The 15,686-nt window shown below is 74.6% G+C and carries 20 protein-coding genes; 9 read left to right on the forward strand and 11 right to left on the reverse strand.

Going from position 1 to position 15,686, the window contains the following annotated elements; translation table 11 throughout:
- Positions 1-76: 76 nt before the first annotated feature.
- Positions 77-1,003 carry an ADP-ribosylglycohydrolase family protein gene (locus EAD96_RS20060; protein WP_121685401.1) on the reverse strand — a complete coding sequence of 309 codons (927 nt, stop codon included), beginning with the start codon at positions 1,001-1,003 and terminating at the stop codon, positions 77-79.
- A 73-nt stretch (positions 1,004-1,076) separates the two neighbouring features.
- On the opposite strand from EAD96_RS20060, the gene EAD96_RS20065 reads away from it, so the two are divergent.
- The 3 genes from EAD96_RS20065 to EAD96_RS20075 all read left to right on the forward strand — a co-directional run bounded on the left by EAD96_RS20065 (position 1,077) and on the right by EAD96_RS20075 (position 3,691).
- Positions 1,077-1,766: a response regulator transcription factor gene (locus EAD96_RS20065; RefSeq protein ID WP_013285422.1), complete on the forward strand. Its 690-nt coding sequence runs from the start codon at positions 1,077-1,079 to the stop codon at positions 1,764-1,766.
- A gap of 29 nt (positions 1,767-1,795) precedes the next feature.
- Complete coding sequence (locus tag EAD96_RS20070; protein ID WP_199733242.1) at positions 1,796-3,187, forward strand: HAMP domain-containing sensor histidine kinase; 1,392 nt, start codon at positions 1,796-1,798, stop codon at positions 3,185-3,187.
- A gap of 228 nt (positions 3,188-3,415) precedes the next feature.
- Complete coding sequence (locus EAD96_RS20075) at positions 3,416-3,691, forward strand: hypothetical protein (protein ID WP_147457907.1); 276 nt, start codon at positions 3,416-3,418, stop codon at positions 3,689-3,691.
- On the opposite strand, the gene EAD96_RS20080 is transcribed toward EAD96_RS20075, so the two are convergent.
- On the reverse strand, positions 3,648-4,673 hold the full coding sequence (locus EAD96_RS20080; protein WP_120570582.1) for an adenosine deaminase: 1,026 nt from the start codon (positions 4,671-4,673) through the stop codon (positions 3,648-3,650). The two genes, EAD96_RS20075 and EAD96_RS20080, sit on opposite strands and share 44 nt — an antisense overlap.
- A complete protein-coding gene (locus EAD96_RS20085) occupies positions 4,670-5,461 on the reverse strand; it encodes a trans-aconitate 2-methyltransferase (protein WP_120570583.1) in 792 nt (263 codons plus the stop codon). The genes EAD96_RS20080 and EAD96_RS20085 overlap by 4 nt, the downstream gene beginning before the upstream one ends.
- A gap of 84 nt (positions 5,462-5,545) precedes the next feature.
- On the opposite strand from EAD96_RS20085, the gene EAD96_RS20090 reads away from it, so the two are divergent.
- Together EAD96_RS20090 and EAD96_RS20095 are read left to right on the forward strand one after the other, a co-directional pair.
- The gene (locus tag EAD96_RS20090) at positions 5,546-6,529 is read left to right on the forward strand and encodes an aldo/keto reductase (protein ID WP_120570584.1); all 984 of its coding nucleotides are present in this window, start codon (positions 5,546-5,548) and stop codon (positions 6,527-6,529) included.
- Between the two features lie 82 nt (positions 6,530-6,611).
- A complete protein-coding gene (locus EAD96_RS20095) occupies positions 6,612-6,803 on the forward strand; it encodes a hypothetical protein (protein ID WP_120570585.1) in 192 nt (63 codons plus the stop codon).
- A gap of 82 nt (positions 6,804-6,885) precedes the next feature.
- On the opposite strand, the gene EAD96_RS20100 is transcribed toward EAD96_RS20095, so the two are convergent.
- The 7 genes from EAD96_RS20100 to EAD96_RS20130 form a co-directional block, all read right to left on the reverse strand.
- Positions 6,886-7,089 (reverse strand): cold-shock protein, encoded by a 204-nt coding sequence (locus tag EAD96_RS20100; protein WP_007075740.1) that lies wholly within the window; start codon positions 7,087-7,089, stop codon positions 6,886-6,888.
- Positions 7,090-7,377: 288 nt separating this feature from the next.
- Positions 7,378-7,650, reverse strand: a complete 273-nt coding sequence (locus tag EAD96_RS20105) for a DUF4235 domain-containing protein (protein ID WP_120570586.1) — start codon at positions 7,648-7,650, stop codon at positions 7,378-7,380.
- On the reverse strand, positions 7,647-7,988 hold the full coding sequence (locus EAD96_RS20110; protein WP_013285415.1) for a DUF3618 domain-containing protein: 342 nt from the start codon (positions 7,986-7,988) through the stop codon (positions 7,647-7,649). Before EAD96_RS20110 ends, EAD96_RS20105 begins: the two co-directional genes overlap by 4 nt.
- Entirely contained in the window at positions 7,985-8,419 is a 435-nt protein-coding gene (locus tag EAD96_RS20115; protein WP_013285414.1) for a phage holin family protein, read from the reverse strand. Before EAD96_RS20115 ends, EAD96_RS20110 begins: the two co-directional genes overlap by 4 nt.
- A 239-nt stretch (positions 8,420-8,658) precedes the next feature.
- Entirely contained in the window at positions 8,659-9,855 is a 1,197-nt protein-coding gene (locus EAD96_RS20120; RefSeq protein ID WP_120570587.1) for a mechanosensitive ion channel family protein, read from the reverse strand.
- A 76-nt stretch (positions 9,856-9,931) separates the two neighbouring features.
- Positions 9,932-10,753 carry a DUF1206 domain-containing protein gene (locus EAD96_RS20125; protein ID WP_121685404.1) on the reverse strand — a complete coding sequence of 274 codons (822 nt, stop codon included), beginning with the start codon at positions 10,751-10,753 and terminating at the stop codon, positions 9,932-9,934.
- Between the two features lie 65 nt (positions 10,754-10,818).
- The gene (locus EAD96_RS20130) at positions 10,819-11,178 is read right to left on the reverse strand and encodes a hypothetical protein (protein ID WP_121685405.1); all 360 of its coding nucleotides are present in this window, start codon (positions 11,176-11,178) and stop codon (positions 10,819-10,821) included.
- A 99-nt stretch (positions 11,179-11,277) separates the two neighbouring features.
- Between EAD96_RS20130 and EAD96_RS20135 the strand changes: the two genes are divergently transcribed.
- Positions 11,278-12,504 carry a cysteine desulfurase-like protein gene (locus EAD96_RS20135; RefSeq protein ID WP_121685406.1) on the forward strand — a complete coding sequence of 409 codons (1,227 nt, stop codon included), beginning with the start codon at positions 11,278-11,280 and terminating at the stop codon, positions 12,502-12,504.
- Positions 12,501-12,788 (forward strand): GNAT family N-acetyltransferase, encoded by a 288-nt coding sequence (locus tag EAD96_RS20140; RefSeq protein ID WP_121685407.1) that lies wholly within the window; start codon positions 12,501-12,503, stop codon positions 12,786-12,788. Before EAD96_RS20135 ends, EAD96_RS20140 begins: the two co-directional genes overlap by 4 nt.
- A 45-nt stretch (positions 12,789-12,833) precedes the next feature.
- Here the strand turns inward: EAD96_RS20140 and EAD96_RS20145 are convergent, their stop codons facing one another.
- Positions 12,834-14,333 carry a glycoside hydrolase family 3 protein gene (locus tag EAD96_RS20145; protein WP_120570592.1) on the reverse strand — a complete coding sequence of 500 codons (1,500 nt, stop codon included), beginning with the start codon at positions 14,331-14,333 and terminating at the stop codon, positions 12,834-12,836.
- A gap of 139 nt (positions 14,334-14,472) precedes the next feature.
- Between EAD96_RS20145 and EAD96_RS31805 the strand changes: the two genes are divergently transcribed.
- A complete protein-coding gene (locus EAD96_RS31805; protein WP_255474080.1) occupies positions 14,473-14,595 on the forward strand; it encodes a hypothetical protein in 123 nt (40 codons plus the stop codon).
- A 116-nt stretch (positions 14,596-14,711) separates the two neighbouring features.
- Entirely contained in the window at positions 14,712-15,662 is a 951-nt protein-coding gene (locus tag EAD96_RS20150) for a TIGR03557 family F420-dependent LLM class oxidoreductase (protein WP_121685408.1), read from the forward strand.
- The last annotated feature ends 24 nt before the right edge of the window (positions 15,663-15,686 follow it).

The following is a 15,686-nucleotide window of genomic DNA, read 5'->3' on the forward strand; positions in this document are numbered from 1 at the left end:
GGGCCTCGACCCCGCCACCTCCCCGAACCGGCGCGCGTACCCACGACCAACATGGCCGGCGAGGGAGGGCGGGCGGTCAGGCGGGGTTGGGGAGCCAGGTGGGGAGCGGCTCGCGGGCGGTCAGCCAGCCCTCCGGCACACCACCCGGCGCGCCGACCCCGGTGTACGCGGCCACGATCCCGCCCACGATGGCGGCCGTGGTGTCCACGTCGCCGCCCGCCTCGACGCAGGCGCGGATCGCGGCGGGGTAGTCGTGCAGCAGCGTGGCGGCGACCCAGAGCGTGAACGGCACGGTGTCCTGCGCGGTCACCCGGGAGCCGTTGCCGAGCGCGTCGGCCGCCGCGGCGGCGGAGTGACCGAGCAGCGCGGCGGCCCGGCGTACCCCCCGGTGCACCTCACCGGCCGGGTCGAGCGCCCCGGCGACGGCGGTGAGCAACCGGGCCGGTTCGGGCCGGCCGCCGTCGAGGCGGGCGCGGGCGGCGAGCGAGGCGGCCACCGCGACAGCCACCGCACCGGCGACGCCCTCCGGGTGGGCGTGGGTCACCTCGGCCGAGGCGCGGGCCTGCTCGGCGGCGCGGCGGGTGGAGTCGGCGTGCCAGGCGCCGAGCGGGGCGACGCGCATGGCGGCGCCGTTGCCGCAGGAGCCCTGCCCGTCGAACGCGGACGCGGCGGCCACCGGCCACGGCGTGCCCGCCCGGATGAGTTCGAGCAGCTCGACCGCGCCCGCGCCGTAGCGGCGGGCCGGGTCGTAGTGCGCGGCGAAGGCGAGCGCGAGGGCGTCAGGCTCCATCCGGCCGTGCCTGGCGAGCACGTCGAGCACGGAACACGCCATCTCGGTGTCGTCGCTCCACAGCCACGGGCCCGGCGGCAAGGCATCCGGCCACGGGGCGACCGCCCCGCCGGGGACGAAGAACTGGGAACCGAGGGCGTCGCCCACCGACAGGCCGGCCAGCGCGTCGCGGGCGAGCGTGAGGCGGGTGTCGGGGAAGAGCGTGAACGTCATCGCCGTCCCAGCTTGCCCGGTTGGCCGGACCGCCGCAACGCGACCGGCTTGCCACGCCGAGTACGGTGCTGACGTGGCAACCGTCCTGCTGGTCGAAGACGACCACGTCGTGCGCGGCGCCATGCTGCGATCGCTGACCGACCGGGGGCACGCGGTGCACGCGGTCGGCACCGCGCTGGACGCGCTGCGCCGGGTCGCCGCGGAGACACCGGATCTGGTGGTGCTCGATCTCGGCCTGCCCGATCTGGACGGCTCGGACGCGCTGCGCATGCTGCGCGGCATCACCGACGTGCCGATCATCATCGCCACCGCCCGTGACGACGAGCAGTCGGTGGTGCGGCTGCTGCGCGCCGGCGCGGACGACTACATGGTCAAGCCGTTCACCGGTGCGCACCTGGACGCCCGGATCACCACTGTGCTGCGCCGGGCGGGCCGGGCCAGCCGTACCGTCGCGCCGGCCGTGCACACGGTCGGCGGCCTGCGCGTCGACGTCGGCGAGCGCAGCGCCGTGCTGGACGGGGAGGCGCTGGCCCTGACCCGCAAGGAATTCGACCTGCTGGCGTATCTCGCCGCACGTCCCGGCCGGGTAGTGTCCCGGCGGGAACTCTTGGAGGAGGTATGGCGGCAGCCATCGGTCGGCGAGGACCAGACCATCGACGTTCACCTGTACTGGCTCCGCCGCAAAATGGGCGAGTCCGCGGCGAAGCCGCGCTACCTGCGCACCGTGCGGGGGGTCGGCTTCCGGCTGGTGGCGCCGGACTGAGGCTCACGCTCGCCGGGCTCACCGCCGGCCTGTGCGGCCTGATCGCGCTCGCCTTCCTCGTCCCGCTCGGGCTGACCCTCGCCGACCGGACCCGGGAGGCGGAGCTGGCCGACGCCGCGCGCCGGGCCGCGCTGGTGACCGGCGCGCTGGCGGTCAGTACGGACACCGCGACGATCGAGCGGGCGGTGGCCGCCGCGGCCGGCGACGATCCGGCCAAGCGACCGGTGGTGCACGGCATCGGCGCGGACGAGTCGGCCGGCCGCGCGAACCCGCGGGTGCTCGCCGACGCCGCCGCGCAGCGGCGTTCGGTGGTGACCGAGGTGGACGGCGGGGTGCTGCGGCTGGACCCGGTGGTGCTCGGTGACCGGGTCGCGGTGGTGGAGGTCTTCGTCCCCGACGAGGTGCTCGACTCCGGCGGCGGCGGGCGGTGGCTGCTGCTGCTCGCGATCGGCCTGGCGCTGGTCGGCGCGGCGGTCGCGGTGGTCGACCGGGTGGCGGCCCGGGCCGTGGACGCCACCGGCGACCTGGTCAAGGCGGCGCTCGCGGTGGGCGACGGCGAGCTGGGGGTACGGGTCGAGCCGACCGGCCCACGTGAGCTGGCCGAGGCCGGGCACGCGTTCAACCGGATGACCGAACGGCTGGTGGCGCTGCGCGCCGACGAGCACGAACTGGTCGCCGACCTGTCGCACCGGCTGCGTACGCCGCTGACCGCGCTGCGGCTGGACGCCGAGGCGCTGGAGTCCGACGACACGAGCATCGGCACGTTCAGCGAGGCGGAGCTGGACCGGCGGCGCGGCATCCGGCGTATCCGGCAGGCGATCGTCACGCTGGAGGGCGAGGTCGACCAGCTCATCAAGACGACCCGCAAGGCGGTCGCCCAGGAGTCGGCGCCGGCGTCGTGCGACGTGAGCGAGGTGGTCCGGGACCGGATGGTCTTCTGGTCGGCGCTGGCCGGGGACCAGAACCGGCCGCACCGGGTGGTCGGGGCGCAGTTGCGCATCCCGGCGCCGGTGCCCCGCGCCGAGCTGGCCGCCGCGCTGGACGCGGTGATCGGCAACGTGTTCCGGTACACGCCGCAGGGCACCGCGTTCGAGGTGGCGGTGAGCCGCCGGGACGGCTGGGTGGCGATCCGCATCGACGACGCCGGGCCGGGCATCGCCGACCCGGACCGGGCGTTGCGCCGGGGCGAGAGCGACAAGGGCTCCACCGGCCTCGGGCTGGACATCGCCAAGCGGGTCGCGTTGCAGGCGAACGGTTCGGTGAGCATCGACCGGGCCCGGCTCGGCGGCGCGAGCGTGGTGATGCTGCTGGCCGACCCGGACGCGGCACCCCGGCCGGTGAACCGGTTCGGGCTGGTCGGGCGGATGGCCCGGGAGGCACGCGAGCCGCGTCCGGGGCGGCGCTGGCCGCGCCCGCGCTGACCCGTGGCTGTGTACGGGCGCAAGTTCTCCTTAAAGGTGGTTTAACGACGGCCGCGAAACCGGCGTGAACTGCCAGGATCGTTGACAGAACCCATCAGTTCCGTCGGCCGGGACGCCCCGTAAGACCTTCCGGCCGACGGATCATGCGCGCGGCGGGAGTCCGGTCCCCCCACACCTCGCTCCCGTCGCGCGCGCTCTCCCGTCGATCCCGGGCGCGAGGTGACCGTCATGCCACCGGCCGTCAGTCGTCTGCTCCGCTGGGCCGCCGTCATCGGCGTGGGTATCGCGCTCACGCTCGCGGTGTGGCAGGACCCGGTGCTCGCGCACGGTCCCGTCCGGCCCCCGCCCGTCGCGCCCGGTCCCGCCGCCGCGCTCACCGCGCTGGCGCTGGCCGGGCTGATGCTGACCGTGCGGCGCCGGCCGCCCCGGATGTCCCGGCGGCCGGCGCCCGTACGGCCGCTCAGCCCGCCGCGCTCCCCAGGTACGCGTCGATCTCGGCGGTGATCCGGGCCTGCTCGGCCGGTGCCAGGAACGCCGCGGCGACGGCGTCGCGGGCCAGCGCGGCCACCCCGTCCGGGCCGAGTCGCAGCAGCCGGGCGGCCACCGCGTACTCGTCGTTGAGCGTGGTGCCGAACATCGGCGGGTCGTCGGAGTTGATGCTGACCGGCACGCCGGCCTCGACCAGCCGCGGCAGCGGGTGCGCGTCCAGGCTCGGTACGGCCCGGGTGCGCACGTTGGACGTCGGGGAGATCTCCAGCGGGATGCGCCGCTCGGCGAGGTGGGCCAGCAGCGCCGGGTCCTGCGCGGCGGAGATGCCGTGGCCGATCCGCTCGGCGCCCAGCTCGCGCAGCGCGTCCCAGATCGTCTCCGGGCCGGTGGTCTCGCCGGCGTGCGGCACCGAGCGCAGCCCGGCCGCCCGGGCCTGGTCGAACCAGGGCTTGAACTGCGGCCGGGGTACCCCGATCTCGGGGCCGCCGAGGCCGAAGCTGATCAGCCCGTCGGGTCGTTCGTCGAGCGCGATCCGCAGCGTCTGCTCGGCGGCGGGCAGGCCGGCCTCGCCGGGGATGTCGAAGCACCAGCGCAGCGCGATGCCGAAGTCGGCCTCGGCGCGCTTGCGGGCGTCCTCGATCGCCTCGCAGAACGCCGGCGCCGGGATGCCGCGGTTGACGTGCGAGTACGGCGTGACGGTCAGCTCGGCGTAGCGGACCTGCTGGCGGGCCAGCTCCCGGGCGACCTCGTGGGTGAGCAGCCAGACGTCGTCGGCGTCGCGGATCAGGTCCACCACGCTGAGGTAGACCTCGATGAAGTGGGCGAAGTCGCGGAACGCGAAGTAGTCGGCGAGCGCCTCCGGGTCGGCCGGGACGGGGCTGCGCCCCTCGTGCCGGGCGGCCAGCTCGGCGACGATCCGGGGCGAGGCCGAGCCGACGTGGTGCACGTGCAGCTCCACCTTGGGCAGTCCGGCGATGAAGGTGGGCAGGTCGGTCACGAGTTCTCCTCTGCGCGGGCGCCGGTGCGGGCCACCATGAAGATCCGGCGGAACGGGAAGTACACCTGACCATGCCGCACCGGGTACGCCTGCGCGAGCCGTACCCCCAGCTCGGCGCGGAAGGCGGCCCAGCCGGCGGCGTCCAGCGCGGCGCGGACCGGGCGCAGCGCGGTGCCCTCCATCCAGGCCAGCACCGGGTGGTCGGCGCCGGCGGCGGGCAGCAGATGCACGTACGTAGTCTCCCAGGCGTCGACCGCGCAGCCCGCGTCGGTCAGCAGCGTGGCGTAGCCGACCGGCTCGTCGACCGGTGCCTCGCGCAGCTCTCCGGCGAGCGCGTCGCGCCACCGGTCCCCCGCGGCGACGGAGCGCAGCAGCCGGTGCGAGGGCGCGTCGAAGTTGCCGGGCACCTGGAACGCCATCCACGCGCCCGTCGGCAACGCGTGTGCCCAGCGGCGGAGCAGGTCGCGGTGTTCCGGCACCCACTGGAGCACGGCGTTGCCGACCAGCACGTCCACGTCCGGCTCCGGTCGCCAGTCGCGGACGTCGCCGACCGCGTAGGTGACCGGACCGCCCTCGGCGCCCGCCCGGTCGATCATCTCCGGGGAGGAGTCGAGGCCGGTGACCCGGCTGGCGGGCCAGCGGCCGGCGAGCGTGGCGGTGAGGGTGCCGGGGCCGCAGCCGAGGTCGACCACGGCGCGCGGGTGCTCGGCGCCGACGCGGGCCAGCAGGTCGTGGAACGGCCGGGACCGCTCGTCGCCGTAGCGCAGGTAGGTGCGTGGATCCCACATGACAGCCTCCAAACCGTACGTACGTCTTGTTAGACCGTACGGCCCGCCGCGCGCCACGGCAAGCGGCTCACTAGGCTCGACCGGGTGGAACAGCGCAGCTTCGACCGGCTCGGCCGGCACGTCGGCATCATCGGACTCGGCGCGTGGCAGCTCGGCGCGGACTGGGGCGAGGTCAGCGAGGACGACGCGCTCGCCGTGCTCGCCGCCGCCGTCGACGCGGGCGTCACCTTCCTGGACACCGCCGACGTGTACGGCGACGGCCGCAGCGAGGCGCTGATCGGCCGGTTCCTGCGCTCCCGCCCCGGGCACGGGCTCACCGTGGCGACCAAGATGGGCCGCCGGGTGGAGCAGACGCCGGAGGCGTACACGCCGGAGAACTTCCGGGCCTGGACCGACCGGTCCCGGGCCAACCTCGGCGTCGACACGCTCGACCTGGTGCAGCTGCACTGCCCACCCACCGCCGTCTTCGCCGACGACCGGGTCTTCGACGCGCTCGACACGCTCGTCGACGAGGGCCGCGTGGCCGGGTACGGCGTCAGCGTGGAGACCTGCGACCAGGCGCTCACCGCCATCGCCCGGCCCGGTGTCGCCAGCGTGCAGATCATCCTCAACGCGGTCCGGCACAAGCCCTTGGAGCAGGTGCTGCCCGCCGCCGCAGCGGCCGGGGTCGGGATCATCGCCCGGGTGCCCCTGGCGAGCGGCCTGCTCTCCGGCCGGTACGACGAGAACACCACGTTCCCGGCGAACGACCACCGCACGTTCAACCGGCACGGCGAGTCGTTCGACGTGGGCGAGACGTTCTCCGGCGTCGACTACGACAGCGGCCTGGCCGCGGTGCGCCGGCTCGCGCCGCTGGTCGGCGACGACCGTACGATGGCGCAGTTCGCGCTGCGGTGGGTCCTCGACCAGCCCGGCGTGACTGTGGTGATCCCCGGTGCCCGCTCCCCCGAGCAGGCGCGGCGCAACGCCGAGGCGGCCGGGCAGCCGGCACTGACCGAGGTGGAGCTGGCCGCGGTGCGGGCCACCTACGACGAGCTGATCCGCCCGCAGGTGCACGACCGGTGGTGAGCCGGCCGGCCGGCGCGGCGCCGCCGGGCGCCGGCGGCGGCGGGCATGCTGGAGCGGGACTGTCGTCGTCGGAGGGGGAACGATGAGGGGTTGGTTCCGGCTCACCCTGGGCCTGCTCGCCGTGGTGCTCGGTGCGCTGTGGACGGTGCTGGGCCTCGGGTACGTCGAGGGCAGCGTCATGAGCGACCAGCGGATCTGGGCGGCGGCCGGTCCGGTGCTCGTCCTGATCGGACTGGCCGGGCTCTGGTGGGGCATGCGGGCGCGGCGCCGCTGAGGCGCCGGGCACGGTGAAGCCCCGCCTCCCGTGCGGGATGCGGGGCTTCCGGCACCGGCCGGCGCGGCCGGTGCGGTGAGACTCAGATGGGGCGGACCTGCTCGGCCTGCGGACCCTTCTGACCCTGGGCGATCTCGAACTCCACCCGCTGGTTCTCCTCCAGCGTGCGGTAGCCGCTGGTCTGGATGGCCGAGAAGTGGACGAACACGTCAGCACCCCCGCCGTCGACGGTGATGAAGCCGAAGCCCTTGTCAGCGTTGAACCACTTCACGGTTCCCTGCGCCATGTGTATCTCCTTCTAAAACTGGCGGCCGAGCACGCCGTGCGGCCGATTGGCCGTTTTCGAGCAGCGGCGCCTGAGGCGGCCCCCAATGCAGGAGACTTCTCTCAACCCACGCGTCTCTCAACAGCGTGAGACAGCAAACCACGTACGCAAAAACTTCGCACAGCCTAGCGGACGAAATTCTCCGACATGTGACCTGAAGGTCGCGCGGACGGCGCTACGCGGCCCCGCCGGAGCCATGCGAAAGGCCCCTTCCCCGCGCTCGGGAAAGGGGCCTTTCCGGCCTTTACCTCAGTCCGGCCAGCGACCGGTCAACCGGCGTACGCCCACCGCTCCGCCCCGGTCGACGGCGGCCCGCACCACCGCGAAGATGGCCCCCTGCAGGGCCGCGGCGGCGAGCACCTCGCCCCAACGGCGGTCCTCGTCGGTCGCGCTCGGCGCCTCGCCGTCGCCCGCCGTCACCTTCCAGACCTGGCGGAAGATCGCGCCGGCGACGGTACCGGCGGCCAGGCCGAGCAGCACCCCCACCGGCCTGTACGCCGCCTTGCCGATCTTCCCGCTCACCTGCGCCTCCCTCGGACGATCACCAGCACCACCGCGGTCACCAGCGCGCCGGCCGCGATGGCCGCCCACGGCAACGGGTTGCGCCCGACCGCCTCACCCTTCTCGTACGCCTGCGCCCGGACCAGCCGGGCCCGCTCCGCCGCCCGCCCGCGCACCCGGGCCGCGGTCAGCGACGCCTGCTCACGCATCCGCGCCTTCGCCGCCTCGGCGGAGTGCCGCACCAGCGCCTTCGGATCGGCCCTGGCCGCGAGCAGCTCCATCGTCTCACCGAGCTCCACCCGGGTCCGGCGGATCTCCTCCCGGAGCGCCGCCACGTCCCCGGTCCCGTTACCGGTCATGCCCGCCTCCCGTCCTTCACCGCGGCGGTGACCGTGTCGACGTCCGCCCGGACGCTGCGGACCGCCGCCTGGGGCACCGGCGGGACGGCACGGCTGACCTGCTTCTTGCCCACCAGCGCCAGGATCCCGGCGAGCAGGAACAGCGCCACCGCCACGATCAGGGCGGCCAGCCACGCCGGCATGACAAGTGCCAGCAGCAGGATCACGGTGGCGACCAGGGCACCGGCGCCGTAGAGCGCCATCACCCCGCCGCCGCCGAACAGACCGATCCCGATCCCGGCGTGCTTGCCCTTCTGGGTCAGCTCCGCACGGGCCAGGGCCAGTTCGTCCCGCACCAGGCGGGTGACCTGCTCGGTGGCGCGCTGTACCAGTTCGGCGGTGGACGGTTCGCTCCCGGTCCGCGACGTGCTGCGACTCGCGACGTCAGCCATGCTGTCCTCCTTTCGTCATCACCGCGCTGTATGCCCGGAGTCGCCGCCCGTCAATCCTGCGCGGCGCGGCCGGTCCGCCCGGCCGCGCGCCGCCGCAACCCGGTGCCGGGCACCGGATCCGGGGCGTGCGCACCACGTCCCCCGCAACCGCCCGGCCAAACCCGTCCGGCCGGAAAGCCGCCCGAACGCGCCGAACCCCCGGCGCCGTGGGCGGCCGGGGGCTCCGATCGGGTACGGGGTCAGCGACGCGCCTCGGCGTGCTCCTCCCGGCCCACGAACACCTCGCTGCGGGCCTCGCCGTCGTCGCTGCCGCCGAAGACACGCGCGTCGTCGGGCGCCTCGGTGCCGGCCGGGCGGCGTACCGGGCGGCGCGGCTGCACCGTCTGCCAGGGCAGCGGGCCGGTGGTGTCGCCGACCTCGGCGCGCAGCCGGGGCAGGGCGGTCGGGCGCTGGTCGCGTACCCAGGTCACCAGGTGCTCGCGGACCAGGCACCGCAGATCCCACAGGCTGCCCGCGTCGGCGGCGCTGACCAGCGCGCGGACCTTGACCATGCCGCCGGTCGCGTCGGTCACCTGGAGCACGCAGACCCGGCCGTCCCACAGCTCGGTGCCCTCGCACAGCCGCCGCAGCTCCTCCCGCATCGCCTGCACCGGGACGGCCCAGTCCAGCTCGAACTCGGCGGTGCCGAGCACCGCCGCCTCGGTACGGGTCCAGTTCTGGAACGGCCGGCTGGTGAAGTACGAGGTGGGCAGGATCAGCCGGCGGTCGTCCCAGATCTGCACCACCACGTAGCTGAGCGTCAGCTCCTCGATCCGGCCCCACTCCCCCTCGACCACCACCACGTCGTCCAGGCGTACCGCGTCGCTGAATGCGAGCTGGAGGCCGGCGAAGACGTTGGCGAGCAGGCTCTGCGCGGCCAGCGCGGCGACCGCGGCGATCACACCGGCGGAGGTCAGCACACCGGCTCCGACGCCGCGTACCGCCGGGAACGTCATCAGCATCACGCCGACCGTGAGGATCACGATCACCGCGATGGTGAGCCGGCGCAGCAGCACCACCTGCGTACGCACCCGGCGGGCGTGCCTGTTGTTCGGCACGTCGACCCGGAACCGGGCCAGCGCGGTGTCCTCCGCCACGACCAGCAGCGAGGCCACCAGCCAGGCGGCGGCGGCGATCGTCGCCAGCACGAGCGTGTGCAGGACGAACTGCCGCCACGGGCTGCCGACCGCGTACGCGGTGGTGAACCGGACCGCGAACTGCACCGCGGCCACCGTGACCGCGACCTGGAACGCGCGGTGCGCGTGCTCGGTCAGCTCGGTCATCAGCAGCGAGCGGCGGCCGAGACGGCGGGTGACCCGGTGCACCACCTGGGCCAGCACCAACGCGATCGCCGCCGCGGCGAGCGCGGCGGCGACGGTCACGACGTAACTCTGCACGAACTCTCTCTCCCTCCGACGGGCGGGCATCGGGCAAAGGCCCAATGGTGCCCGGCGGCCCGGGTATCGACCAGGATCAGACCTTGCGGTACCGGGACTGGAAGAAGCAGTAGACACCGAACGCGGCGATGCCGAGCGCCATGAGCGCCAGCAGCCACGGCCCGTACGCCTGGTCGCGCAGCGTCCGCAGCGCGGCGTCGAGGCCACGCGCCTTCTCCGGGTCGTAGTTCACGGCGGCGATCACGACCAGCACGCCGGCGACGGCGAACACGGCGCCTCGGGAGGCGTACCCGGCCATGCCGAGGCGACGGGTGAGCTGCCGGGTCTTCGGGCTCATCTCGCCGGTCTTCAGGTTGCGCTCGAACTTCTTCTTCAGGCCGTAGATCACCATGCCGATGCCGAGCCCGGCGAGCGCGAGGCCGGCCAGCCCGACCAGCCACCGGCCGCCGTCGGAGGCCATCAGCTTCTCGGAGAGCTGCTGCTGCTGGTCCGAGGCGTTGGAGCTGGCGTCCTGGAAGACCTTGATCGCGGTCCAGCCGAGCCAGACGAAGACGACGACCCGGACCACCGAGGCGATCCGTTCGAACAGTCGCTCCTTGCCGGTCTTGGACACGTGGCCGGAGATCGCCTCGAAGGCCTGCCAGATCGCCATGGCGAACAGGCCGACCGCCATTGCGATCAGGAGGAACTTCCCGAGCGGCTGTTCACCGAGGGTGCGCAGCGCGCCGTTCTGATTTCCCTCCTCGCCCGACTTGCCGAAGGCGATCTGCAGCGCCAGCCAGGCGAGGAGAAGGTGCACGATTCCGTAACCGATGAAGCCGGCACGGGTCAACAGTTCGAGCCACCGGCTGTTTCGAGCCTGGGCGGCGGTGGCTCCGGCGTTCCGGGTGAGAGACATGAGCCCTCAATCTCCCGGCGGGCGATTTTCCAAACGTCGCCGCCCGCCGGGACGGCCGAAACGGATCAGGCGCTGAGGTCGCGCGCGACCCGCACCACCACCTGCTGCTCGTTGACGCTGTCCAGGCTGACCTGGAAGCCGGCGACCTCGGTGGCCTGCTGGCCCACCGTGAGCGAGAGCTGTTCCCCGGCGACCTCGACCGTGACCTGGTCGCCGTCGGCGCCGATCAGCTTCGCCTCGACGCCGAGGATCCGGGCGCTGGCGTCCACGCCGCGGTCGAAGGTGATCGTGCAGGCGTCCAGACCGCAGTCGGTCTCGGCGCCCTCGGAGCTGCATCCGGCGAGCAGTGCGGCGCCGAGGGCGAGGCCGGCGAGCAGACCGGCGGCGCGACGGGCGGGGGCGGAGGTGGCGCGTCGGATCGTCACCCGTCCAAGGATAGGCGGCGAACGCCACAGCGGCCTCGCGGGCGAGCGCGGGACGGCCACGCCGGGCAGGGTGTCCAGGGTGCGCGCTAGGGTTCCGGAATGGTTTTCGACGTCGCCCGGGTCCGGGCCGCCTACCCTGCCCTGGGCGAGGGATTCGCCCACTTCGACGGCGCCGGGGGCACCCAGACCGCCGCCGCCGTGGTCGAGGCGGTGGCCGGGGCGATGCGCGCCGCGACGGGCAACCGCAGCACCGCGTTCCTGCCCGGCCGCCGGGCGCTGGATCTGGTCGCCGGGGCGCGGGCCGCCGTCGCCGACCTGCTCGGCGCGCAGCCGTCGGGCGTGGTGCTCGGGCCGAGCGCGACGGCGCTGACGTACACGCTGGCCCGGACGCTCGGCGCCGGCTGGCGTCCGGGCGACGAGGTGGTGGTGTCCCGGCTGGACCACGACGCGAACGTCCGCCCGTGGGTGCAGGCCGCGCAGGCGGCCGGCGCCACCGTGCGCTGGGCCGAGTTCGACCCGGCGACCGGCGAGCTGCCCGCCGGCCAGTACGCCGACCTGGTCACCGAGCGCACCCGGCTGGTCGCGGTGACCGCCGGCAGCAACGCGATCGGCACCGTGCCGGACGTGGCGGCGATCGCCAAGACCGCGCACGCCGCCGGGGCGCTGGTGTGCGTGGACGGCGTGCACTCGGTGCCGCACGGCCCGACCGATGCGGCCTCGCTCGGCGCGGACTTCCTGGTGACGAGCGCGTACAAGTGGTCCGGGCCGCACCTGGCGGCGATGGTCGCCGACCCGGCGCGCTGGGAGGCGCTGCGCCCGGCGAAGCTGCTCCCCTCCGCCGACGGGGTGCCGGACCGGTTCGAGTACGGCACGCCGAGCTTCCCGCTGCTGGCCGGCGTGACCGCCGCGGTGGACCACCTGGCCGGTCTGGATCCGGCCGCGACCGGCGACCGGCGGGAGCGGGTACGCGCCGGCCTGGCCGCCGCGCAGGCGCACGAGGAGGCGGTCTTCGACCGGCTGGTCGCCGGGCTGGCCGATCGCCCGTTCGTGACCGTGTACGGCGCACCGGCGCGGCGCTGCCCGACCGTGTCGTTCCGGGTGGCCGGAGCGACCCCGGCGCAGACCGCGGCGGCGCTGGGCGAGGCGGGCCTGTGCCTGTCGCACGGCGACTACTACGCCTACGAGTACTTCGAGGGCATGGGCCTGCGGGGCAGCGGCGGCGCGGTGCGGGCGAGCGTCTACCACTACAACACCGTCGACGAGGTGGACCGGCTGCTGGCCGAACTGGACCGGCTGGCCGGGCCCGGAGGGAGAATGATCCGGTGAGTTTTCTGGTCGAGGAGAACACCGCGAAGCGCCGTTTCGAGATCCTGGTGGACGACGCGCTGGCCGGGTTCACCGCGTACACGCTCCGGGGCGAGACGCTGGTCTTCACGCACACCGAGGTCGACGACCGGTTCCAGGGTCAGGGCGTCGGGGCCGCGCTGGTCCGGGGCGCGCTGGACCAGGTCCGCGCCCGGGGCGGCCGGGTGGTGCCGCAGTGCCCGTTCGTGGCCTCGTTCATCGAACGCCACCCCGAGTACGCCGACCTGGTGGCCGGCAAGCCGTGAGGCCCGGCCCGGCCGGGGGACCTCCCCACCCGGCCGGGCCGGGAGTCAGCGCGCCCCGGTCAGCACCTCGGCGGCGGCTCGCGCCGCGGCGGCGGTGGCGCCGTGGGTGGCCAGGTGCACCGCGCCGGTGACCAGCTCGGGCACGCCCAGCTCGACCACCACCGCGTCGGGACGGGCGGCGAGCGCCCGGCGTACCGCGTCGCGCATCCAGTCGTGGCGGTGCAGGTCGCGTACCACGAGCACCAGCGGCCGGCCGGCGGGCGTCGCGCCCGGGTCGGCCGGTACGGCGTCGGCGGCGTAGCGGGCGGTGGTGGTGCCGGGCGCCAGGTGGGTCAGCGGCGCGGCGATGCCCCACGGCGTCTCCTCGCCGATGGCGATGTTGCGCGGCGGCGCGAACTCCACCACGTGGGCCGGGCCGGTCAGCGGCAGCAGCCCGGCGTCGCCGGTGACCCGTACCGCGCGGCGGGCGGCTGTCAGCCCGATCGGTGAGCCGTCGGCCGACGGCGGACCGGCGACCCGGCGGGCGCGGGCGGCGACGCTCCACGCGGCGAGCTGACCGACCCGCTTGGCCGCCTCGGCGAGCCGTTCCTCGGGCAGCTCCCCGCTGATCACCGCCGCGACGATGGCGTCGCGCAGCTCGCGGGCGTCGGCCTCGGTCGCCCGTTCCCCGCCCACGCAGATCGCGTCCGCGCCGGCCACCAGCGCGCGCACCGCGGCGCCGGTGAAGCCGTACCGGTCGGCGACCGCGCGCATCTCCACCGCGTCGGTGACCACCACGCCGCCGAAGCCCATCTCCTCGCGCAGCAGGCCGCCGAGCACGCGCGGGCTGAGCGTGGCGGGCAGCTCCGGGTCGAGCGCCGGCACCAGCAGGTGACCGGTCATCACCGCCTGCGCCCCGGCCGCCACGGCGGCACGGAACGGGGCCAGCTCGACCGCGTCGAGGCGGGCCCGGTCGCCGCCGATGCGGGGCAGGTCGTGGTGCGAGTCGACCCGGGTGTCGCCGTGCCCGGGGAAGTGCTTGGCGCAGGCCGCGACGCCGCCGGACTGCAGGCCGCGTACCCAGGCGGCGGTGTGCCGGGCGACCAGGTCCGGGTCGGCGCCGAAGGAGCGCACCCCGATGACCGGGTTGGCCGGGTTGGAGTTGACGTCGGCGTCCGGGGCGTAGTCGAGCGTCACGCCGACGGCCGCCAGTTCGGCGCCGAGGTCGCGCGCGACCTCCTCGGTCAGGGCCGGGTCGTCGACCGCGCCGAGCGCGTAGTTGCCGGGACGGGAGCTGCCCCGGGCGGACTCGATCCGGGTGACGTCGCCGGCTTCCTCGTCGATCGCCACGATGACGTCGGGCCGCTCGGCGCGCAGGTTCGCGGTGAGCGTGGCGACCTGCTCGTGGTCGACGACGTTGCGGGCGAACAGGACGACCGAGCCGAGGCCCTCGCCGAGCCAGCGGCACACCCACGGCGGCGGTGTGGTGCCGACGAACCCCGGTTGCAGGACGGCGGCGGCGAGCGCCGCCAGGTCTCCGGTCGATCCCACGGTCCGCTCGCTCATGTGCTGTCGTACCCCCGTCTCCCCCACGGACCCGCCAGGGCCGGCGGGTGCTGACATGGTCACACCGCGCAGCTAAATAGTCAACAATCCTTACTGTTAGCCGCTGGCGCACCCGGACGGCCCGTGGGAGAGTTCCCACATGCCCGCTCTGCCGCTCGCCGACGCCACCAGCGCCGCCGACATCCCCGGCGTACGCCTGCTCGGCCTGGTGGTCGGCGGCCTGTTCCTGCTGATCGCGATCCGGGCCATGTTCCGCCGCTGATCCCGCGCCGCCCGGGTTGGAGCCGCCCGCCGGGGGTAGGGCTTGCCCTGTCCGGACACGACGGAGCCGTCCGGGCACCGGCGGACCCGCCGGTCACCGCGGAGAGGGCACACACCATGAAGATCGGCTACTTCCTGTCCAGCGAGGAGTACACCCCGGCGGAGCTGCTGGCCCAGGCGCGCGGCGCCGAGCAGGCCGGCTTCGAGGCACTGTGGATCTCCGACCACTACCACCCGTGGGTCGACGCCCAGGGCCAGAGCCCGTTCGTCTGGTCCACCATCGGCGCGCTCAGCCAGGTCTGCCGGCTCCCGGTGACCACTGCTGTCACCTGCCCGACCATGCGCATCCACCCGGCCGTCATCGCGCAGGCGGCGGCCACCAGCGCGGTGCTGCACGAGGGCCGCTTCGTGCTCGGCGTGGGCACCGGCGAGGCGCTCAACGAGCACATCTTGGGCGACGCCTGGCCGCAGACCGACGTACGGCTGGAGATGCTGGAGGAGGCGGTCGAGGTGATCCGCGAGCTGTGGCGCGGCGAGTTCGTCAACCACCACGGCAAGCACTACACGGTCGAGCACGCCCGCATCTACACCCGGCCGGACACTCCCCCGCCGATCTACGTCTCCGGGTTCGGCCCGAAGTCGATCGAGCTGGCCGGCCGGATCGGCGACGGCTACGTCAGCACCATGCCCGACGCCGACATGGTGCGCCGGTTCCGCGAGTCCGGCGGCGGCGACAAGCCGTGCCAGGGCGGGTTCAAGGCGGCGTACGCCGACACCGCCGACGAGGGCGCGCGGATCGCGTACGAGCGCTGGCCCAACGCGGGCGTGCCGGGCGAGCTGTCCCAGGTGCTCCCCTCCCCCCGGCACTTCGAGCAGGCCGCCGAACTGGTCCGGCCCGAGCAGGTGCGGGAGGCGTTCGTCTGCGGCCGGGACGCCGACGCCCACCTGGAGATGATCGACGAGTACGCCAAGGCCGGCTTCGACGAGGTCTACGTGGCGAACACCGGCCCGCACTGGCAGGGCCTGTTCGACCTCTACCAGCGCGAGGTCCTGCCCCGGCTCCGGTGACGGGCCGGACGGTTTCGCGCGGGA

It is taken from the genome of Micromonospora sp. BL1 (assembly GCF_003667485.1).
Lineage (GTDB): Bacteria > Actinomycetota > Actinomycetes > Mycobacteriales > Micromonosporaceae > Micromonospora > Micromonospora tulbaghiae.